Origin of the sequence: Corynebacterium ulcerans, from assembly GCF_000767685.1 — a bacterium.
GTDB lineage: Bacteria > Actinomycetota > Actinomycetes > Mycobacteriales > Mycobacteriaceae > Corynebacterium > Corynebacterium ulcerans.
Genome location: NZ_CP009622.1, coordinates 1,936,449 through 1,958,485 on the forward strand (window position 1 = coordinate 1,936,449; position 22,037 = coordinate 1,958,485).

Sequence of the window (22,037 nt, forward strand, 5' to 3'; positions counted from 1 at the left end):
GCAACAAAACTCTTCTTCTTTTTAAACGCTCCAGGCACAACACATTCACACCACATAAGGTGGTTGTTTATCGGTAAATTAGTACCAGTCACCTCCAAGTGTTACCACTCTTCCAGATCTGGCCTATCAACCCCCTCGTCTAGAGGGAACCTCAAAAGAAACCTCATCTTAAAACAGGCTTACCCGCTTAGATGCTTTCAGCGGTTATCCCTTCCGTACGTAGCCAACCAGCCCTGCCACGGGCGTGACAACTGGCACACTAGAGGTACGTCCGTCCCGGTCCTCTCGTACTAGGGACAGCCTTCTTCAAGTTTCAACGCGCACGGCGGATAGAGACCGAACTGTCTCACGACGTTCTAAACCCAGCTCGCGTGCCGCTTTAATGGGCGAACAGCCCAACCCTTGGGACCTACTCCAGCCCCAGGATGCGACGAGCCGACATCGAGGTGCCAAACCATCCGTCGATATGGACTCTTGGGGAAGATCAGCCTGTTATCCCCGGGGTACCTTTTATCCGTTGAGCGACACCACTTCCACAAGTAGGTGCCGGATCACTAGTCCCGACTTTCGTCCCTGCTCGACCTGTCAGTCTCACAGTCAAGCTCCCTTGTGCACTTACACTCACCACCTGATTGCCAACCAGGCTGAGGGAACCTTTGGGCGCCTCCGTTACATTTTAGGAGGCAACCGCCCCAGTTAAACTACCCACCAGGCACTGTCCCCAACCCAGATCATGGGCCAAGGTTAAGGTGCTCAATCCGATCAGAGTGGTATTTCAACTTGCGACTCCACCACACCTAGCGGCGCAGTATCACAGTCTCCCACCTATCCTACACAAACCGAACCAAACACCAATACCAAGCTATAGTGAAGGTCCCGGGGTCTTTTCGTCCTGCCGCGCGTAACGAGCATCTTTACTCGTACTGCAATTTCACCGGGCCTGTGGTTGAGACAGCAGGGAAGTCGTTACGCCATTCGTGCAGGTCGGAACTTACCCGACAAGGAATTTCGCTACCTTAGGATGGTTATAGTTACCACCGCCGTTTACTGGGGCTTAAATTCTCCGCTTCGACCCCACAAGGGATCTAACAGGTCCTCTTAACCTTCCAGCACCGGGCAGGCGTCAGTCCGTATACATCAACTTCCACGTTTTCGCACGGACCTGTGTTTTTAATAAACAGTCGCTTCCCTCTATTCTCTGCGACCACCGTCAGCTCCATCAGTCTGTCACCAACAATGGTCCCCCTTCTCCCGAAGTTACGGGGGCATTTTGCCGAGTTCCTTAACCACAGTTCACCCGATCGCCTTAGTATTCTCTACCTGACTACCTGTGTCGGTTTAGGGTACGGGCCATAATGACACTCGCTAGAGGCTTTTCTCGACAGTACAGGATCACCAACATCAACCAAAAAGGTCTACGCATCACGCCTCACCCTATATGCAGCACGGATTTACCTATGCCACGGGCCACACGCTTACACCACAATCCAATAAGTGGCTCGGCTACCTCACTGCGTCACCCCATCACTTGGCTACTACCAACGAAGGTCCCACGCACAACCACACACACCCACACAAAGTATGAACACATGCAATTAATGGGCGGTTAGTACCACTGATTCACCACTTGTCGCATCACCACGGGTACCAGAATATCAACTGGTTATCCATCGACTACGCCTGTCGGCCTCGCCTTAGGTCCCGACTCACCCTGGGAAGATTAGCTTAACCCAGGAACCCTTAGTCATCCGGCGGAAAAGTTTTCCACTTTTCATTCGTTACTCATGCCTGCATTCTCACTCGCACACACTCCACACCCGGTCACCCAAATGCTTCACCACATGCACGACGCTCCCCTACCCAACCAACAAAAAATGTTGACTGCCGCGGCTTCGGCGGTGTACTTGAGCCCCACTACATTGTCGGCGCAGAACCACTCGACCAGTGAGCTATTACGCACTCTTTCAAGGATGGCTGCTTCTAAGCCAACCTCCTGGCTGTCTTCGCGATCCCACATCCTTTTCCACTTAGTACACGCTTAGGGGCCTTAACCGGCGATCTGGGCTGTTTCCCTCTCGACCAACGGAGCTTATCCCCCGCAGTCTCACTGCCACGCTATAACATTACCGGCATTCGGAGTTTGGCTGACATTGCTAAGATTGTAGTCCCGCTCAACCAACCAGTAGCTCTACCTCCAGCAAGAAACACGCAACGCTGCACCTAAATGCATTTCGGGGAGAACCAGCTATCACGGAGTTTGATTGGCCTTTCACCCCTACCCACAGCTCATCCCCTCAGTTTTCAACCTAAGTGGGTTCGCGCCTCCACAAAGTCTTACCTCTGCTTCACACTGGCCATGGGTAGATCACCCCGCTTCGGGTCCAGGACATGCCACTAACAACACCCTCGTTAGGATTCGCTTTCGCTACGGCTACCCACCAAAAGGTTAACCTCGCGACATGCCGCTGACTCGCAGGCTCATTCTTCAAAAGGCACGCCATCACCCCACAAAAGAGGCTCTGACGGATTGTAAGCACACGGTTTCAGGTACTATTTCACTCCCCTCCCGGGGTACTTTTCACCATTCCCTCACGGTACTAATCCGCTATCGGTCATTACAAGTATTTAGGCTTACCGGGTGGTCCCGGCAGATTCACAGCAGATTCCACGAGCCCGCTGCTACTCGGGGACATGCACAACCAGCGCACACATGCTTTCACGTACAGGACTCTCACCTTCTACGGCAGGCGTTCCCACACCACTTCCGCTAACACATGCACAAACCAGCAAAAAGATGGCAGCCTTTTTAACGCACACACCCCACAACACCACACACGCAACCCCTGCCAGGTATCACACGCACATGGTTTAGCCTCATCCACGTTCGTTCGCCACTACTAACGGAATCACAATTGTTTTCTTCTCCTACGGGTACTGAGATGTTTCACTTCCCCGCGTAAACCCCCACAACAGCTATGAATTCACTGAAGGGTAACCACACATAACTATGGCCAGGTTTCCCCATTCGGACACCCTCGGATCAACGCTCTATTGGCAACTCCCCGAGGCCTATCGCGGCCTTACACGTCCTTCATCGGCTCATAATGCCAAGGCATCCACCGTGTGCCCTTAAAAAACAACACACACAAAATATGCAAACAAAAAATACCAAGAACTAAAAAGAATAAAGATTATTACTCGCGTCCACTATACAGTTCTCACACAACACAACCACCCCCACACCAACAACAACCCACACAGGCCATCACCAGCACAAAAGCAGCCACAAGAATCAACACAACAGTGCATCATCCCAGACACCCAACAGCATGCCAACACAACAAACAAACAATCCTACAACCAACACAACACAACAACACACCATCACACAACCATGCACAGCCACCATCTGATTAGCAGCACACAATCACACACAACTTTGCTCCACCCGGATTTACAAATAAACAACAACAAACACCAACCAGTGAATGCTGGAAAAATAAAACTCCTTAGAAAGGAGGTGATCCAGCCGCACCTTCCGGTACGGCTACCTTGTTACGACTTCGTCCCAATCGCCGATCCCACCTTCGACCACTCCCCCCAGAAAACTGGTTGGGCCATGGGCTTCGGGTGTTACCAACTTTCATGACGTGACGGGCGGTGTGTACAAGGCCCGGGAACGTATTCACCGCAGCGTTGCTGATCTGCGATTACTAGCGACTCCGACTTCATGGGGTCGAGTTGCAGACCCCAATCCGAACTGAGGCCGGCTTTCAGCGATTCGCTCACCCTCACAGGCTCGCAACGCGTTGTACCGACCATTGTAGCATGTGTGAAGCCCTGGACATAAGGGGCATGATGATTTGACGTCATCCCCACCTTCCTCCGAGTTAACCCCGGCAGTCTCTCATGAGTCCCCACCATAACGTGCTGGCAACATAAGACAAGGGTTGCGCTCGTTGCGGGACTTAACCCAACATCTCACGACACGAGCTGACGACAACCATGCACCACCTGTATACAAACCACAAGGGAAAACGTATCTCTACGCCGATCTTGTATATGTCAAGCCCAGGTAAGGTTCTTCGCGTTGCATCGAATTAATCCACATGCTCCGCCGCTTGTGCGGGCCCCCGTCAATTCCTTTGAGTTTTAGCCTTGCGGCCGTACTCCCCAGGCGGGGCGCTTAATGCGTTAGCTACGGCACGAAAGTCGTGGAAGACCCTCACACCTAGCGCCCACCGTTTACGGCATGGACTACCAGGGTATCTAATCCTGTTCGCTCCCCATGCTTTCGCTCCTCAGCGTCAGTTACTGCCCAGAGACCTGCCTTCGCCATCGGTGTTCCTCCTGATATCTGCGCATTCCACCGCTACACCAGGAATTCCAGTCTCCCCTACAGCACTCAAGTTATGCCCGTATCGCCTGCACGCCCGGAGTTAAGCCCCCGGAATTTCACAGACGACGCGACAAACCACCTACGAGCTCTTTACGCCCAGTAATTCCGGACAACGCTCGCACCCTACGTATTACCGCGGCTGCTGGCACGTAGTTAGCCGGTGCTTCTTATACAGGTACCGTCACAAAAGCTTCGTCCCTGTCGAAAGAGGTTTACAACCCGAAGGCCGTCATCCCTCACGCGGCGTCGCTGCATCAGGCTTGCGCCCATTGTGCAATATTCCCCACTGCTGCCTCCCGTAGGAGTCTGGGCCGTATCTCAGTCCCAATGTGGCCGTCCACCCTCTCAGGCCGGCTACCCGTCGACGCCTTGGTAGGCCATTACCCCACCAACAAGCTGATAGGCCGCGGCTCATCTCGTACCGAAAAAACTTTCCACCACACACACTAAAGTGCGGTCCTATCCAGTATTAGACCCAGTTTCCCAGGCTTATCCCAGAGTACGAGGCAGATCACCCACGTGTTACTCACCCGTTCGCCACTCGAGTACCCCCGAAGGGGCCTTTCCGTTCGACTTGCATGTGTTAAGCACGCCGCCAGCGTTCGTCCTGAGCCAGGATCAAACTCTCCACAAAAAAATCAGTCCAATAAAAGACCAACCAGGCTTCGTGAAAAGCCCAACCAAAACTGGCAAAAAAAACAAACAACCAACAAAAAAATAATCCATTGATCATTCATCAAAAAAAATAATGAAAAAAGTAAAGCAAAAAACAGTGATCATCGATGCCTTGACGAGACAACACAACAACCACCCAACACCCACACACTGTGTGACTATTGTTTGTTCACATGGAATCCCACACCACAACCCACACAGGGCCATAAGCATGAAACACAACCATGTTTCGCATAAACAACTCATTTCCTTAGCACAACATTTTTACAAGCAAGCCACACTTGCCGGCCAAAACTGTGTACACCGTGATCATCACATAAAACATCATGTGATAACGCATCATTGTTTAACTACAAAACGTAGCTATCACCATGTCAACCATAAAATATATTTATAAGTACATTGGCACACTATTGAGTTCTCAAACAACACACCACACACCCCACACACCAACCATCATCAGCGCGCTACAAGCGTAAGTACAACAAACAGTAAACACAGTAACAACAAAAGTCAAACTCTTTGTTACCTTCATTCACTCTCTGGCCACCATCTTGCAACCTCTCGGCCGCGGCGACTCACATAAAGTTACATACCCTCAACAGAACACACAAATCCCCAGCTCACAGGCGTGAAGCTGGGGATTGAAAGAGTGTTTAATCGGTTACCCGCTCGATGGTGGCACCTAGGCGCCGTAGATCTTCAACAAAATTGGGATATCCGCGATCGATATGGAAGACATCGTGAACTTCGGTAATCCCCTCAGCACATAAACCAGCAAGAACTAGTCCAGCGCCGGCTCTAATGTCTGAACTCCACACCGGAGTAGAGGACAACTGTTCCACTCCGCGTAAAACAACGTGGTGTCCGTCCACAGTGGCGTCTGCACCAAGTCGCATCAGCTCGTCGACAAAGCGGAAGCGTGCTTCAAAGATGTTCTCTGTGATCACAGACGTTCCTTGAGCCACGGTCGCAATTCCGATGGCCATCGGCTGGAGATCTGTAGGGAAACCGGGGAAAGGCAACGTTTGATAATCAACGGCCTGGGGGCGACGATCCATACGCACACGGAATCCATGCTCATAGGTCTCGACTTCCGCGCCAGCGACCTTGAGCTTTTCCAGCGGCAAGTGGAGATTCCGTGGCGCGATACCTCCCACGGTGATGTCTCCTTGAGTCATCGCTGCAGCATAGGCCCAGGTTCCAGCAACAATACGGTCGCCAATGACTTCATGCTCAGTGGGGTACAGCTTAGCCACACCGGTGATAGTGATTGTTGAGGTTCCCTCGCCGGAGATATCGGCGCCCATCTCTTTGAGCATGGTGCACAGGTCAAGAATCTCGGGCTCGCGAGCTGCGTTATCAAGGATAGTGGTGCCGTCGGCAAGCACTGCGGCGGTGAGGATATTTTCCGTCGCCCCTACAGAAGGGAAGTCAAGCGTAATTTTTGCGCCTCTGAGTTGCTCTGCTTCCGCAACAACGGCGCCATGCTGAATACGAGTCTTGGCACCGAGCTTTTCTAGTCCACTTTGGTGCATATCCAAAGGCCGGCTTCCAATGGCATCCCCGCCGGGCAAGGCCACAACGGCTCGACCACAGCGCGCGGTAAGAGGGCCAAGCACGCATACAGACGCACGGAACTGACGCACGGCATCAAAATCCGCGTCGCTGGAAATCTCCGCGGGGGTGCTGATACGCACTGTCCCGTTATCGGATTCCACTGAGCATCCAAGTCCTTCGAGCACTCGGATCATATAGGGAACATCCAAGATCTGCGGACAGTTAGTTAGCGTGGTTGTCCCCTCCGCAAGCAGAGCTGCTGCCATAAGTTTGAGAACGCTATTTTTTGCGCCGCTTACCCGTACGGAGCCTTCGAGTCGGGCCCCACCCGTCACTAGAAATCTTTCTTTCACTCCCCCAACCCTACTGACTTCTCACGTAGGTTGGGCTTATGGCCGTTCATTTAACAAAGATTTACACGCGTACCGGTGACGATGGAACCACCGGCCTCTCCGATTTCTCCCGCGTTTCCAAAAATGACCCAAGACTTGTCGCCTATGCAGATTGTGATGAGCTCAACGCGGCGCTCGGCGTAGTCTTAGCCCTATCTGAGGTACCTGACGCAGTTGGTGCATGCCTACGCCGCATCCAAAATGAGCTTTTCGACGCCGGCGCCGACCTAGCCACCCCCATCGCAGAGAACCCCGAATACCCACCCCTACGCATCGAGCAATCTTATATAGACAATCTTGAAAAAGACTGCGACTTTTTCAACGATAATCTAGAAAAACTCAACTCTTTCATTCTCCCGGGTGGCACACCAGCGGCCGCTTTATTGCACTCTGCACGAACTATCGCCCGTCGTGCAGAACGCTCAGCGTGGGCAGCCATAGAGGCACATCCAGACACCACCTCTGTATTACCAGCTAAATACCTCAACAGGCTCAGCGACTTATTATTCATCCTGAGCCGAGTAGCAAACGATAGCAATGACGTGAAGTGGGTTCCGGGAGGAAACCGCTAATCCCCCGAATAGACAAACAAAGGGTAAGAGGTCACCTCTTACCCTTTGGCTTTTACGTCCCTTTAGATCAGGGCAACGCTCCGATACGGCGAGCCGCATTCACGGCCTCGTAGCGGGTATGAGCACCCAGCTTACGCATCACAGAACGCAAGTAGCTCTTTACCGTTTCTGCACCGATGCCCATTTCCTCAGCAGCCTCGACATTGGTATGTCCAAGAGCTACACAAGAAAGAACATCAAGCTCACGAGCAGAAAGCTTGGTGGTTTGCTTGACGTGCACAGGAGCTACCATCTGGTCGCAAAGCTCTTCAAGCTCTTGGCGCAGCTCTTCATGCTCGATGCGGTTAGCCAGCATTCGCAACTTGGAGTGAGTCGCCCTAATCTGCTCCCACTCGGCGCCGTTCATCATGCGCCCCTGCTTGGCTGCCCCGCGCAGCCCCTCGGAACGTCGAGAAGCAGCGATAATAGCGAGGTCCTGTTCCAGAACACGTGCTGTCATGGTGACTTCCTCGATCACCTTGTCTCCAAGACGCACCGGAGAATGAACGCCCACATAAAGGACACCTCGGACCTCACGATGCACGATAACCGGGACCGCAACAATCGAATGCAAGCCCTCGTCCTGGATGACAGGATCCAAGTCATGCGAGATCACGTTAGCCCGCATGTAATCGCTCACGCCTACTGGACGGCGAGTCTTGACCACTCGCCCGCCAACACCAACACCGCTTTCAATCGTTAAATTCTGAAGCGCGGGGGTACGCAATCCCACCCACTGGTTAATCAGTAGGCGATTATCCGCCTGAACGGTCGCGTACATGGTCACTGGGATACCAGTGGCATTTTTCAGTGATGCCAGCGCAGAGCGGATCGCATCGTCATCATCTTTGACGCGTTGAGCTTCCACCGTAAGCCTCCTGTCAGACGCCCGGTCAGGCAACTAACCAATAGATTCGTTGGTTTGTTTAATCCGTTCCTGAGCGAAAATGTGCAACTGGCGAAAGTATATCTACTTTACGGGGGTAGTCAAAAGCCTTCCGATTCGACGTGTTGTTTTTAATATGTCCGTTTTGTCAGAACACAGGGGTGCACGTACAGATTGAAATAGTTTTCACTAAGACATATCCCTTCCACATATTCCATAGGATAGAAATCCCATAAATCCGGATAAATTACGCAAATGCCCCTGCATACTCACATAAAATGGGAATATTATGCGGTCCCCGCAATAGTGCATCCGGTGAAAATATCCACCTCCACTTTCCCAATTTCTATTCCCCTATAGCCCTTAATGTCCCCCATCCAGAGTCGAGACAGTGATCCCAAATGTCCGATTTGTCCGAAAATGAAAACAAAACCATTAATACAATGTGGCACATATCACCAAAGTATTGGGAACTTACTTAGATCTCATCCATACGTAACTCATATAAAGCCGTGTTTTTGATATTATTTACATAAGAATTTACCATACACAAACCTACCTTCCCACCCCTCCACGAGCGGCCAACATTCCAAAAGCCCCTCCTGGGAGAACGTAGACAAATCTGTCTATATGTAAAGACTGAACTGTCTGGTATTTCCCGCGTAGAAAGAGTAAGGTCACCATAAAGCACAAGACTGTGTTTCTATCTGCATAGAATTAACCTGACTAAGGAGTCCCCAAGCTATGTCTAAGGTCTACGACAACATTCTGGACACTATCGGCAATACACCAATCGTCCGCATTAACCGTCTAGCACAGGACCTTCCAGGCAATGTACTGGTAAAAATAGAATCTTTTAACCCAGCCAACTCCGTTAAAGACCGAATTGGTAAGGCTATTGTGGATGCCGCGGAAGCGTCTGGCACGCTTCAACCCGGTGGCACCATAGTCGAGGCAACGTCCGGAAACACAGGCATTGCTCTTGCATTAGTAGGCGCAGCTCGTGGTTATGACGTTGTGCTAACAATGCCAGAAACAATGTCTCTAGAACGCCGCGTCATGCTCCGCGCATATGGAGCAGAAATCATCCTGACGCCCGGTGCCGCAGGTATGCAAGGAGCTGTAGACAAGGCTAACGAGATCGTCCGCGAACGAGGCAACGCTATTCTGGCCAGCCAGTTTGCCAACGCAGCAAACCCGGAAATTCACCGCAACACCACAGGCGAAGAAATCTGGAAAGACACCGAGGGCCAGGTTGATATTTTCGTCGCCGGTATCGGCACCGGCGGAACAATAACAGGCGCAGGTGAGACATTAAAGAAGCACAACCCAGACATTAAGATTTACGCCGTCGAACCAGCAGCTTCTCCCCTACTAACTACAGGTAAAGCCGGCCCTCACAAGATTCAAGGTCTGGGTGCCAACTTTATCCCCGAGGTCCTCAATCAGAAGATCTACGAGGAAGTTCTCACGGTAACCAACGAAGACGCTATTGCAGCTTCCCGCCAGCTAGCAGCCCAGGAAGGCATCCTTGGAGGCATATCCGCAGGCGCGAACCTCAAAGCAGCTCTTGAAATAGCTGCTCGTCCAGAAAATGAAGGCAAGACTATTGTCACCGTCGTCCCAGATTACGGCGAGCGTTATGTCTCCACTGCCCTATTTGAGGATATCCGCGACTAAGAAACCTCTTTTTAGCCCCACGCTTATGACGAGCTCCCCCGGCCAGCCATAAGCGTGGGGAATTTATTTTTCCTGCAGTGGGTTGTACCCCTTAAACAAACTCATTCCGCTAAGAGATTCGCACAGATAATAGTCACAATCTGAATCACCTCAGCAGGAAAAGACGGACTGATAGGCTCAACAAGCATGTACAACATCGTCAAGATGATTCGCGAGGACCTAGCAAATGCGCGAGATCATGATCCCGCAGCACGCGGCGACGTAGAAAACGCCATTGTTTATTCCGGACTACACGCCATCTGGTCGCACCGAGTGGCACATGTGCTTTGGAAGAAAGGCTATAAAGGACCAGCGCGCCTCCTATCCCAATTCACACGGTTTCTCACTGGCATCGAGATCCACCCCGGCGCCACCATTGGCCGTCGGTTCTTTATCGACCATGGCATGGGCATAGTCATCGGAGAGACAGCAGAGATTGGGGAGGGCGTTATGTTGTACCACGGAGTAACCCTTGGTGGGCAGGTTCTCACCCAAACAAAACGCCATCCAACAGTGGAAGATAACGTGACAATTGGCGCAGGCGCTAAGGTTCTAGGCCCCATCACTATCGGCGAAGGAAGTGCCATCGGCGCTAACGCAGTAGTGACAAAGGATGTCCCGGCTAACCACATAGCCGTGGGAATCCCTGCAAAAAACCGCCCTCGTGGGGCTGGAGAAAAGATCAAACTCGTGGATCCGGATTACTACATCTAATACGGATATCAAACGTTTAAGAAGCAGTCACCTTTGACTGCTTCTTTTTAATTTCTCGTGCTAAATAACAAAATCTTGGTACTCAGGATTTTTAGCAATAAATCCCTCCACCGCAGAGCACGTTGGAATGATAGAAAAACCATCTGCATGGCTGCTCTCAAGAGCATGTTTAATCAGCGGTTTGGATAGACCCTGCCCACGGAATGCAGAATCGACCACCGTGTGATTGAAGTCGCGAGACTGGCCGCGTTCAACGTAACTAGCGAATCCTCCGGGCTTCCCGTCTTTGTAAACAACAAAACGGCTCTGCTCCGGCTCATGCTCTACTGCAATGGTGTTATGAGAATTCTGTGTCATAGCTGTCCCCTGATGAGTTGTAGCGTCCAAGTACTCTCTACAACAACGCATCACTGTCCGATGTTCCATTAGCGTTTCGATGCCCCCCCCAGAAACCATTGGATGTCGCTGCTGGCTGAATTCTCGTCAGCGATTGATGTTGATGATCCAACGCATTGTCAATACTGCAGACCTCTTTTACGATCGAACGGGTTAAGAATCATTCCTTTAACCTTCTGTGTCTTGTGAAAAAGGATTATTGACTTGCTGCTTTATGCGCAAGAATCCCCATGATAGTCAAAATAGGAATGGGGGCACTACCCGTGAGTCCCGTAATGGCTGCATAGTGGGTCTCTGTCATTTCTCTCCACAGCAAAAGCGTGAGACCACCGATGGAGAAAATGAGGGCTAACAGAGCTATCCATATCCAGGTTTTTTTGGTGGGCCTTTTGCCACGCTTCATCGGATTGCATAGTACTCATTAACCGAATTCCTACAATGGCGTTCCGTGGCAGGGTGCCACGCCTGCTCTTTTCTGCAATAACACCAAAAATGAGTGCACACAATAAGAGAAAAACTCCGGTGGCAGCAGGTATCCACGTCGCCAACGTTGCTTCCTTTCCATTAACTTCACTGGAAACCAAGAATGGCAAGGGCGGATTCTAGGGGTCTTTACAACGCCATTTTAATCATTGATATTACCCTCGGAGCGTAATTCAGGCGCGGTCCCTATAGTGCGCCCCGACAGTTGTACAGCAGCTTGGACGCTGAAACTGGATGCTATTAACTCGTTAAGACGTTGTCTCCCCACATCGGTAAGACAACGAAATAGGCCATTCAGCGATACTCTGAGCAAACCTTTCAGATAAAAAGTTGCAATGGTTATCTGTATCCAAGCCCAACAACACAAAAAGAAGCCCCATCCTCAACGAGGATGGGGCTTCGGTGGTGGCACGGACCAGGATCGAACTGGTGACCTTCCACTTTTCAGGCGGACGCTCTACCGACTGAGCTACCGCGCCACTGACCACAAAAGTGATCCGCGACCCTGACGGGACTTGAACCCGCGACCTCCGCCGTGACAGGGCGGCGCGCTAACCAACTGCGCCACAGGGCCATATTTATTTGTATGCAATCTGGCAAGCATCGCTCCCCTTTGCACGAGGTAAGACTTTACACAGTAGTCGTCACCTCGCACAAATCCCCAGCGTGCGGGCAGAAAATTATGATTGGAATCCCGTCTAGTCAAAAACCTGAGCTTCAATGATCGCCCGGGCAAATCGATCAAAGTCGTACTCTCCGACTTTCCACTCGGTAGTAGCCGGAATTCTTTCCATAATCGCTGGAACATCAGACTCACTAAGATCCAGATCCGCGAGCGTCAATGGGAAACCCATGGTTTTATAAAACTCCACATACCGATCTTTGCGATCAAAATCTTGGTCATACTGCAAGAGCGCCAGCACTCCATAGGACACGATCTCGCCATGCAGATGCACTCCGACGCAACGCGGTATCGCGGTAGTGGAGTTATAAAAAGCATGTGCCAATGCAGAGTTGTAGTAATACGTTTGCCCCGGATCGACTGTCATATTAGATACGTATCCACAAGTCATAATGATCGCCAGGGCCACTTCTTCAATGGCAGTTGAAGGCTTAGCATTCTTACAATCCTGAAGAGCCTGGAATCCATACTCCATGAGTGCAGGAGTCACGGCTGAGCTCAAATGACGGCCCATCAGCGGGGCGTTGGTCAACTCTTTGCCCCGTGATTGCAATTTGACTTCACATTCCTTTGACATGCCGTCGGCAATGCCCGCCCAGAAGAGATCTACCGGGGAATGAGCGATCACGGAAGTATTGATGAATACATGCTGACAAGGCCCGGGCTGATAGTCGTAGCCATCCAGAGCATCATCCTCCTTGTACATCACGGATAGATTTGTCGCTGCCGCACAGTTAGAGCCCACCGTAGGAAAGTTGAACAGGGGCTTTCCCAGCCGCGCTGCAACAACCTTAACGGTGTCAATTGCCCGACCACCCCCAACGCCAAAGATCACCTCTGCATTGCGCACGGATTCAAGGCTGCATAGCTTATCGACGTTGGCGTACGTGGAATTATGTCCATAAACAATCCAGTCCTCGATAACAAAATCTTGGTCTGCTTGCGCAATTTCAAAAGCCTCACGGGTTTTCTCTATGGCGGTTTTACCCCCGATAACCACTGCACGGTATCCGTAAGCAGCAATGACCTCATCGATTTTCCCATACGCATCTTTACCGATGCTGTAGCCAGGAAGTTGAAGCGAATAAGACATACCTAGTACACCTCAGAAAATTCTAGTTCCGTGATTCACCTTCGCGGTGCCGATTATCCAAGGTAGTGCAATCGCACACCACAGGCCCTCCGCTTTACCCCCGTAAGCTACTGAGAGAATGCAAAAAGCGGCGAGTAAAAACTCGCCGCTTAGTTGCGACCCTGACGGGACTTGAACCCGCGACCTCCGCCGTGACAGGGCGGCGCGCTAACCAACTGCGCCACAGGGCCGTATCACAAAACCACAAAAGTGGTGGTACTCCCAACGGGATTCGAACCCGTGTCGCCGCCGTGAAAGGGCGGTGTCCTAGGCCCCTAGACGATGGGAGCAAGTGTCACCATACTCAGCTAGCTGAGCGGCTCGACTGCAGAGAACTATACTTGATGTTCCAACAATCACAAAACAGCAGGTAAAAGCGCTTCTTTACCGCAATACATGAAGCAAGAAGCGTCAAACCCCAGAAAGGGCCTCACAGACACCAGCCAACGCAAGCACCCTAAGGCCCTACACCCCACCTAAAACAAAAACAGGCCAGACAGTAAGTTACATACTGCCTGGCCTGTATAAGGTGGGCCCTCCGGGGCTCGAACCCGGGACCTGCGGATTAAAAGTCCGTAGCTCTACCAACTGAGCTAAAGGCCCATCACCGTTTTGCCGGTGCGTTTGGCACTTTACTACCTTCATCCCTCAAGTGCGAAATCCAACCCCCATCGTCCAGGTTTTCCCTGCACCCACATCACTCCCCCACACAAAACTCCCGCAAATCACGCGCGATGTGACAGAACATGCCACACCCCCACCCCTCGATGAAAGTTGTCACAGTCGGAAACTTTTTAGCTACGTTTAGCGACAATTAAGTTACCGTAGTATTCCCTTAAGGTTTTATCCCGTTTTCCTGAAAGCAGTTCCCATGGATCTGGTTGACATTTCACGGTGGCAGTTTGGAATCACAACTGTTTACCACTTTATTTTTGTACCGCTCACAATCGGGCTAGCTCCGATAGTCGCAGGCTTTCAAACAGCTTGGGTACTGACTAACAACGACAAGTGGCTGCGAGCCACAAAATTTTTTGGCACTCTCTTCCTGGTGAACTTTGCCATGGGCGTGGTCACCGGCATTGTGCAAGAGTTCCAATTCGGAATGGCATGGAGTGAATACTCCAGGTTTGTCGGCGATGTCTTTGGCGCGCCACTCGCGCTAGAGGGCCTCATCGCATTCTTCGTGGAGTCCACATTTCTTGGACTGTGGATCTTTGGCTGGGGGCGCTTGCCCCGATGGGCTCACCTGGCGTCCATCTGGCTTGTTGCCCTAGCCGTCAATGTTTCCGCTTACTTCATCATCGTCGCCAACTCCTTTATGCAGCACCCGGTGGGAGCCATCTTTAATCCCGATACGGGGCGAGCCGAGCTTGTCTCCCTTACCGAGTTGCTGACCAACCCCACCGCTCTTGCTGCATGGCCTCACGCGGTAACCGGATCGTTGCTTACCGCAGGTACCTTTGTCGCGGGAATTGCCGGCTGGTGGATGATTAAGGAAGCCCGCAATAAGTCCGCAGAAAAGCGCGAAGAAGCAGCCTCTGTATGGCGTCCTCTCTTCCGCATTGGGTCATGGATAACGCTCTTAAGCGTCGCTGGATTGGGTCTTACTGGAGACATTCAGGGAAAACTCATGTTTGTCCAACAGCCCATGAAGATGGCTGCCGCAGAGTCCCTGTGCCAAACCGCCACAGACCCCTATTTTTCAGTTCTATCTGTAGGAACCCATAACGATTGTGGAGCGGTAAAGCATCTCATTGAGTTGCCCGGCATCTTGAGTTTCCTTGCCACCAATAAATTCAGCGGTGTGACATTACAAGGTGTAGAGCAGCTGCAGAAGCAGTACGAACAGCTCTACGGCCCTGGCAATTACACACCTAATCTGTTTGTCACGTACTGGTCATTCCGCGCGATGATTGGGTTGATGCTGGCGTCGATAGTGCTTGCTGTCGTGGGCCTCTGGTACACCCGGCGGGGCGCAGTCCCGCGTGCCCGCTGGATGGGCATTGGCGCATTAATCGCTGTACCTTTCCCCTTCCTCGCTAACTCAGCAGGATGGGTCTTCACCGAGATGGGCCGGCAGCCGTGGGTCGTGGCTCCCAACCCAGATGTGGCACCTGGATCCCCCGGCAACGCAGATCGTATTCACCTCATCGTTGACTTTGGTGTGTCCAACAACCCAGTGTGGGTAGTCTTTACGTCTCTCATCGGTTTCACCCTCGTTTACGGTGCCCTGGCGTGTGTCTGGTTCTGGTTGATGAAGAAGAAAGTTGTGGAGGGAATGCCCACCAACGTGGACTCCGCACCTCTTGTCACTCCACACGATGAAGAATCGCCCGTACGCGTTCTGCAGTTTGGCAAGGATAAGCCTTCAACCGACCGTGAAATTAGGAGCTAGCAGATGGACCTGCACATCATTTGGTTTATCCTCGTGGGATTCCTGTTTACCGGATACTTCATCCTTGAGGGGTTCGACTTCGGCGTAGGCATGCTGTTGCCCTTCCTCAAACACCGCGAACGCGATGCTGCTGTCAAAGCCATTGGCCCCGTGTGGGACGGTAACGAGGTCTGGCTGATCACCGCTGGAGGCGCGCTCTTTGCGGCGTTCCCCGAATGGTACGCCACTATGTTTTCAGGCTTTTACCTGCCGTTATTCCTCATCCTGATCAGTTTGATCTTGCGAGGAGTCGCATTGGAATGGCGCTCTAAAGTTGATACTGCGGCCTGGCGTCGCTGGTGTGACCGTGGCATCGGCATTGGAAGCTGGGTTCCAGCGCTGTTGTGGGGCGTTGCTTTTGCCAACATCGTGCGTGGAGTCGCGGTAGATGCCAACCGACAGATAGATTCCGGACTACACGGTTTATTGGCACTTTTGAATCCCTTTGCGCTGCTAGGTGGAGTTGCCTTTGTCGCGGTATTCCTCCTCCATGGGGCCACGTTCTTGGCACTAAAAACAGACATCCAGCCGGTTCATCGCGTTGCACGCATGATGATTGGGCCAACTATTGCCGTTGGTGCCGCCTTTGCCTTGTGGACGCAACTTTCCTTTGGAAAGACCTGGACGTGGGCAGCAGTAGCGGTCATTGTTGCGGCGTGCGCGGCTACGGTGGCGTCGTTAAGCTTCCGACGCGACGGCTGGGCCTTTAGCGCAACGGCTGTTCTCATTTGCGCGGTCTCAGTGTTGCTTTTTGGCTCGCTGTTCCCGTCGTTGCTTCCGACTACGCTCACCGATGGCATTGGACTCGACATTTATAACGCCGCAAGCTCTGCCTACACGCTCAAGGTCATGACCTGGGCTGCGATTCTTATTACTCCGCTGGTTTTGCTCTACCAAGGATGGACCTACTGGGTGTTCCGCGCTAGAGTCATCGTCCATCGCAATTAGGTGCGCTCTATGAATGGGCCGATCAATATCGACCTCGTACGTAGCACTCCTGCCACGCAAAAGTTCCTCATCGGTGCTGGCGTGGCAGAAGGGGTGCGTAGTTGCCTGGTGCTTGCGCGAGGTTTTCTTATCGGAACCCTCGTGGCACATGCCATTACTACTTTTAGTAGCCACTCCGCCCCGAATATTTCTTCTTGGTATTGGCTAAGCACACTGATAGTCATGGTCGCGCTTGCGCTAGTAACAGGTGCGGCGCGCCACTGGGCTCATGTCAGCTGTGGCAATGCCATAGACCAATTAAGGTCTCAAGCACTTGACGCTTTACAACGCAAAGACCCCCGTGAAGTGCAAGAAGAATCTGGGCTCTGGCGCGCTCTCTTAGGTGAGGGACTTGGCGGCTTGCGCGGATACTTCAGCGATTATCTTCCGGCACTGCTCGCAATGTGCATCGCTACGCCTTCCGCAATCCTCGTCATTAGCCTGCTCGACCTTCCTTCAGGGATTCTCGCCGCAGTCACCATTCCACTCATCCCCCTTTTTATGGTGCTCATCGGCACGCTTACTCGCACCGCCACCCAGCGTCGTCTGCAGGAGACCGGGGTTCTCAACGGACAGCTCGTGGACTTATTATCCGGGGCGCTTACGCTCAAAGCGCTGGGAAACACTGCAGGTCCGGCGGAAGAAATACGGCGCAGCGGCACCCGTCATGCACGCACAACGATGTCCGTTCTCCGGCTAGCTTTCCTGTCTTCCTTTGCTCTGGAATTTATTGCCACGCTCTCTGTCGCGCTGGTAGCGGTGGGCATTGGGCTTCGCTTGGTACACGGAGAAATATCCTTGGAAGCGGGGCTAATCATCCTTATTGTGGTACCGGAGGTCTATGCGCCCTTGCGCAGAGTAGGTGCTGCTTTCCATGCCTCTGCGGACGGGCTCACAGCAGCAAACCAGGTGTTTCAGCTCATCAAAGACGCTCCCCCGTCGCATGTATCGCCAGCGCATGAAACCGCTGAGGAATTGTGTGTCAAAGGACTCAGCGTGGCAGGCCGCGACGGCATCTTGCCGCACAACCTCAGCTTTAGCGCGCCTCGTGGACGCATCACTGTCTTATTGGGTGGCAACGGTTCCGGTAAGTCCACAACGTTCCTTGCTGTTCTCGGCGTTCTTCCTTACACCGGTATCATCAAGGCCCCGCCATTAGAATCCATTTCTTACCTCGCCGCTCAGCCCTATTTTCTGGAGGGAACGGTGGAGGAGAACCTCCATGCTTTTGGCCAACGTGAACCCGCCGCTGTAGAAGCAGTTATGACACAACTTGATGTACACCTGCCTCCTAAACGCCAGATGACCTCTGGCTCGGGTGTGTCCACGGGGCAGGCGCAGCGGCTGGCTCTCGCTCGCTCGCTTTCCCAGCCCGCTAGCCTCTACCTTCTCGACGAACCCAGCGCCCATCTCAGCCCAGAGCTGATTGCACCGTTGATCGACGCGCTTCAACAACGCGCAGCAGCTGGCGCGGCTGTAGTTATAACCACGCACGATGATCGGCTTCTCGCAGCTGCCCACCAGGTGGTGAAACTATGAGTGATACGAGAAAATTTTTGCACCAAAGCGGAGTGCGAAACCGAGACCTGGCCGGCGCTATCGCCGCCGCAAGCATCACTCTTATAAGCGCACTTGGGTTGTCTGTTTTGTCTGGTTGGCTTATCACTCGAGCATGGCAGATGCCTCCGATCCTGGATTTAGCCATCGCCATCACCGCGGTCAGGGCCTTGGGCATTTCCCGTGCAGTATTCAGATATATTGATCGCCTGATCTCCCACCGGCTAGCACTACGCGCACTGAGGAACCTCCGCAGCACTGTCTTCCAGAGTATTGCTGAGACAACAACGCCCCACTCCGATGCCTTCCTCACACAAGGCGACCAGCTCACCCGCCTTTCCAAGGACACTGAGCGAGTGACCGATCTCATCGTTCGCTCGCTCGTTCCGGCTGGCACAGCGCTGGTGGTATCCATTATCGCGGTAGCCTTTGCGGCCCTTTTGCTGCCCACGGCGGGTCTAGCGCTCTTCGCTGGTTTTTGTGTCACAGGTGTGTTCATTCCGTGGCTTTCCCGGCGCTCATCCAACAAGCGGTTGCAACGTGCTGCCGTTGAGTCGGAGGACGCGTGGGAGCAGCAGTTGCAAGGAGTACTCTCGCATCGCGTAGAGTTCCACGCCGCAGGCATCGCACAGCAACGCGCAGAGTCGGCGGTCGCTGCTTCTCGACGCGCCTCCCACGACCAGATCCGTGCAACCCGAAACGATTCTGTTCAGGCATTCTTGCTATCGCTATCCTGCGACCTTACGGTTCTTGGGATAGCGTGGCTGGGAGTCCAGCATTATGGTGGTTCACCGATGTGGTTGGGGATGCTGGTTACCTTGTCTTTAGCAGCCTTTGAGTCCCATGCAGAACTGGCAAAAGCATCTGTCTATGCAGACGTCGTATCCACTGCGTCGCGAGCACTAGCCGAGGTAACCGGCGAGGCGTTACCGCGTCACCCCGCCACCCAGCTTCCCCACGATACAACGCTCACCGTTTCCCAGCTGCAGTGCCTGCATACTGACAAAACGTGGAACTTCACGCTCGAACCCAACGAGCGGCTCCTTATTACTGGTCCCAGTGGACTCGGAAAAACTACGCTGCTCTATACCTTGGCGGGCTTGTTGGAACCGTGTGGCGGGAGTGCGTCGATAGGCGGCGATGCTACTGCTGAAGCTAAGCGAGCGCTTATCCGCATGCACCCCGAAAACGAGTGGCTCTTTTCCACCACCATTCGAGAAAACATCCGCGTTGCCAACCCTGATGCCTCCGATGATCTCATCGATACCACGCTTAGGGCTTTGGGTCTGGGACAGTGGTTGGACGCAAACCAGGGACTCGATACAGTGCTTCTCGACGGCGCCAGCTCGCTCTCCAGCGGTCAGCGCCGGCGCTTATTGCTAGCCCGGGCCTTGTGCTCTACTGCACCAATTGTGCTTCTCGATGAACCCACTGCCCACATCTCCCATACCGATGCCTCCCGCATCCTCGACACTTTGCTCCATCAGCCGCTACCCGGCGCGCTCCCCCATCGCAGCCTGATAATCGTCAGCCACGACCAGAGAAAACCTGTCCGCGGATAGCAAAAGACGCGCCCAGTGTGTTGGACGCGTCCTGTGCTGATGACGAATATGTGTGTTTACTTAGCCATGGTTCCGGTCTCGTTCATGCGCTGATGGAACGAGAATGCCTGGGTGAGATCATGCGGGGTCTGCATGAAAGGCGTTGCTTTCTTTGCAGCCTCGAAGTACTCCTCCAGCAAGGGGCGGTAATCCGGGTGTGCAACGGAGATGGTCTTTTGGACTCGCTCGCGCGGTGCAAGTCCACGCAAGTCTGCGACACCGTACTCGGTGATAAGCACCATGACGTCGTGCTCCGTGTGGTCGGTGTGAGATGCGAAAGGAACGATAGCGGAGATAGCACCGTCCTTAGCCACCGATGGAGAGATGAACGTGGAGATCAAAGCGTTACGGGTGAAGTCGCCGGAGCCACCGATGCCGTTCATCATGCGCACACCATTGACGTGCGTTGAATTCACGTTGCCGTAAATGTCAGCCTCGATCATGCCGTTGGAGGCGATCAGTCCGGTGCGGCGGATCACCTCAGGGTGGTTGGAGATCTGCTGTGGACGAAGAACGATGTGCTTGCGGTAGAACTCCGCGTTCTCGTTCATCTTGTCCGCGTACTCCGGAGACAGCGAGAACGAGGTGGCAGAGGCAACGGTCATCTTGCCGGCGTCGATCAGGTCGACCATGCCATCTTGGATAACCTCGGTGTAAGCCTGAATGTTTTCAAACTTAGAGTCCAACAGGCCTGCCATCACGGCATTGGGGACGTTGCCAACGCCAGACTGCATGATGTAGCGGTCATAATCGAGGCGGCCAGCTTTCACTTCGCCTTCGAGGAAGCCCAAGAAGTTCGAGGCGATCTCGCGAGAGACGTCGTCGAGAGGCTTGAAAGGAGCGTTGCGGTCAGGAGCATCGGTCTCAATAACCGCGACTACCTTATTGGGGTCGATAGAAATCGAGGTATCGCCGATACGGTCACCAGTGTTCTTGATCGGGATAGGAATGCGGTTCGGGGTACGCGGCATTCTCCAGATGTCGTGCATTCCCTCAAGGTGCTCGGACTGCCAGGAGTTAACCTCGATGATGATCTTTTCTGCGGCATCAAGGTATTCCACAGAATTGCCGACGGAGGAAGAAGGCACGATCGAACCGTCTTCCTTAATGCGGACAGCCTCAACGATAGCCACGTTCAGCTGGCCAAAGAAACCTTCCGCGACCATTGCGCCCGAATGCGACAGGTGGATATCGGAGTACAGCATGTCGCCTGAGTTAATAGCTTTACGCATGCTGGGGTCTGACTGATATGGCATTCGGAAACGCAAAGCTCCGGCTTCTGCTAGCACGCCATCGCAGTCTGGTGCGGTAGAAGCTCCGGTAAAGAGATCAATGGTGTAGCTTTCCCCTTTAGCCCGCGCTTCCTTTGCCCGTTCAGCGATTGCAGCAGGCATAACCTTTGGGTAGCCAGCACCGGTAAAGCCCGAGACACCGACTTTATCGCCGTTGTCTACGAACTGAGCGGCCTCTTGTGCCGACATAATTTTGCCCCGCAACTGTGCGTTAGCAATGCGATCAGACATTTATTCCTCCTCAAAGAAACCTGCTGGTGGGGTTCTCGCCCCATCCGCAGAAGGCTCGGACATTACGTGCTTTCCACCCGTCGAGTAATAGCGACCGGCATCACAGCCATTCAGTTATGGGCACCACAATAGTCCAATAATGCGAGCACTGTTGCTTAGTTCACTATTTCACCCATAATTGCCCCCACAGAGCTGAACCTCAGCAAGAATTTAGGAAAAGCAAAGCGTCGATAAACGCTTTTCCCTACCACCATCCACCGATGAACGAGCTTCCGGGAAGCCCATC

13 protein-coding genes, 5 tRNA genes and 2 rRNA genes are annotated in these 22,037 nt (G+C 53.0%); 7 read left to right on the forward strand and 13 right to left on the reverse strand.

Annotation, left to right across the window (positions count from 1 at the left end):
* Positions 1–57 precede the first annotated feature (57 nt).
* The 3 genes from CULFRC11_RS08765 to murA form a co-directional block, all read right to left on the reverse strand.
* Positions 58–3,143 (reverse strand): 23S ribosomal RNA (locus CULFRC11_RS08765).
* Positions 3,144–3,513: 370 nt separating this feature from the next.
* Positions 3,514–5,033: ribosomal RNA gene (locus CULFRC11_RS08770) — 16S ribosomal RNA — on the reverse strand.
* Together the 16S and 23S rRNA genes form the textbook arrangement of a ribosomal RNA operon.
* Positions 5,034–5,730: 697 nt before the next feature.
* Positions 5,731–6,987: a UDP-N-acetylglucosamine 1-carboxyvinyltransferase gene (gene murA / locus CULFRC11_RS08775; RefSeq protein ID WP_038620777.1), complete on the reverse strand. Its 1,257-nt coding sequence runs from the start codon at positions 6,985–6,987 to the stop codon at positions 5,731–5,733.
* A 38-nt stretch (positions 6,988–7,025) separates the two neighbouring features.
* Between murA and CULFRC11_RS08780 the strand changes: the two genes are divergently transcribed.
* Positions 7,026–7,598: a cob(I)yrinic acid a,c-diamide adenosyltransferase gene (locus CULFRC11_RS08780; RefSeq protein ID WP_023636190.1), complete on the forward strand. Its 573-nt coding sequence runs from the start codon at positions 7,026–7,028 to the stop codon at positions 7,596–7,598.
* Positions 7,599–7,665: 67 nt separating this feature from the next.
* Here CULFRC11_RS08780 and ramA read toward each other — a convergent pair whose 3' ends face one another.
* On the reverse strand, positions 7,666–8,505 hold the full coding sequence (ramA, locus tag CULFRC11_RS08785; protein ID WP_023636191.1) for an acetate metabolism transcriptional regulator RamA: 840 nt from the start codon (positions 8,503–8,505) through the stop codon (positions 7,666–7,668).
* Positions 8,506–9,267: 762 nt separating this feature from the next.
* Here ramA and cysK point away from each other — a divergent pair.
* On the forward strand, positions 9,268–10,203 hold the full coding sequence (cysK, locus tag CULFRC11_RS08790; protein WP_023636192.1) for a cysteine synthase A: 936 nt from the start codon (positions 9,268–9,270) through the stop codon (positions 10,201–10,203).
* A gap of 186 nt (positions 10,204–10,389) precedes the next feature.
* On the forward strand, positions 10,390–10,956 hold the full coding sequence (gene epsC, locus CULFRC11_RS08795) for a serine O-acetyltransferase EpsC (protein ID WP_013912219.1): 567 nt from the start codon (positions 10,390–10,392) through the stop codon (positions 10,954–10,956).
* A 60-nt stretch (positions 10,957–11,016) separates the two neighbouring features.
* Here the strand turns inward: epsC and CULFRC11_RS08800 are convergent, their stop codons facing one another.
* The 8 genes from CULFRC11_RS08800 to CULFRC11_RS08835 form a co-directional block, all read right to left on the reverse strand.
* Positions 11,017–11,313: a GNAT family N-acetyltransferase gene (locus CULFRC11_RS08800; RefSeq protein WP_013912220.1), complete on the reverse strand. Its 297-nt coding sequence runs from the start codon at positions 11,311–11,313 to the stop codon at positions 11,017–11,019.
* A gap of 235 nt (positions 11,314–11,548) precedes the next feature.
* Positions 11,549–11,755: a hypothetical protein gene (locus CULFRC11_RS11390; RefSeq protein ID WP_230478295.1), complete on the reverse strand. Its 207-nt coding sequence runs from the start codon at positions 11,753–11,755 to the stop codon at positions 11,549–11,551.
* A 483-nt stretch (positions 11,756–12,238) separates the two neighbouring features.
* A tRNA-Phe gene (locus tag CULFRC11_RS08810) sits at positions 12,239–12,314 on the reverse strand.
* A 21-nt stretch (positions 12,315–12,335) separates the two neighbouring features.
* Positions 12,336–12,409, reverse strand: a tRNA-Asp gene (locus CULFRC11_RS08815).
* A 124-nt stretch (positions 12,410–12,533) separates the two neighbouring features.
* Complete coding sequence (locus tag CULFRC11_RS08820; protein ID WP_023636193.1) at positions 12,534–13,610, reverse strand: iron-containing alcohol dehydrogenase family protein; 1,077 nt, start codon at positions 13,608–13,610, stop codon at positions 12,534–12,536.
* A 156-nt stretch (positions 13,611–13,766) separates the two neighbouring features.
* A tRNA-Asp gene (locus CULFRC11_RS08825) sits at positions 13,767–13,840 on the reverse strand.
* A gap of 23 nt (positions 13,841–13,863) precedes the next feature.
* Positions 13,864–13,939 (reverse strand) — tRNA-Glu (locus CULFRC11_RS08830).
* A 240-nt stretch (positions 13,940–14,179) separates the two neighbouring features.
* Positions 14,180–14,252 (reverse strand) — tRNA-Lys (locus CULFRC11_RS08835).
* Positions 14,253–14,520: 268 nt separating this feature from the next.
* On the opposite strand from CULFRC11_RS08835, the gene CULFRC11_RS08840 reads away from it, so the two are divergent.
* The 4 genes from CULFRC11_RS08840 to cydC are packed head-to-tail and all read left to right on the forward strand — an operon-like array spanning position 14,521 to position 20,189.
* Positions 14,521–16,044 (forward strand): cytochrome ubiquinol oxidase subunit I, encoded by a 1,524-nt coding sequence (locus tag CULFRC11_RS08840; protein WP_023636194.1) that lies wholly within the window; start codon positions 14,521–14,523, stop codon positions 16,042–16,044.
* A 3-nt stretch (positions 16,045–16,047) separates the two neighbouring features.
* Entirely contained in the window at positions 16,048–17,031 is a 984-nt protein-coding gene (cydB, locus tag CULFRC11_RS08845) for a cytochrome d ubiquinol oxidase subunit II (protein WP_023636195.1), read from the forward strand.
* 9 nt (positions 17,032–17,040) lie between these two features.
* Entirely contained in the window at positions 17,041–18,609 is a 1,569-nt protein-coding gene (locus CULFRC11_RS08850; RefSeq protein WP_023636196.1) for an ABC transporter ATP-binding protein/permease, read from the forward strand.
* A complete protein-coding gene (gene cydC, locus CULFRC11_RS08855; RefSeq protein WP_023636197.1) occupies positions 18,606–20,189 on the forward strand; it encodes a thiol reductant ABC exporter subunit CydC in 1,584 nt (527 codons plus the stop codon). The genes CULFRC11_RS08850 and cydC overlap by 4 nt, the downstream gene beginning before the upstream one ends.
* A 56-nt stretch (positions 20,190–20,245) precedes the next feature.
* Here cydC and CULFRC11_RS08860 read toward each other — a convergent pair whose 3' ends face one another.
* On the reverse strand, positions 20,246–21,751 hold the full coding sequence (locus CULFRC11_RS08860) for a succinyl-CoA:acetate CoA-transferase ScpC (RefSeq protein WP_023636198.1): 1,506 nt from the start codon (positions 21,749–21,751) through the stop codon (positions 20,246–20,248).
* Positions 21,752–22,037 lie beyond the last annotated feature (286 nt).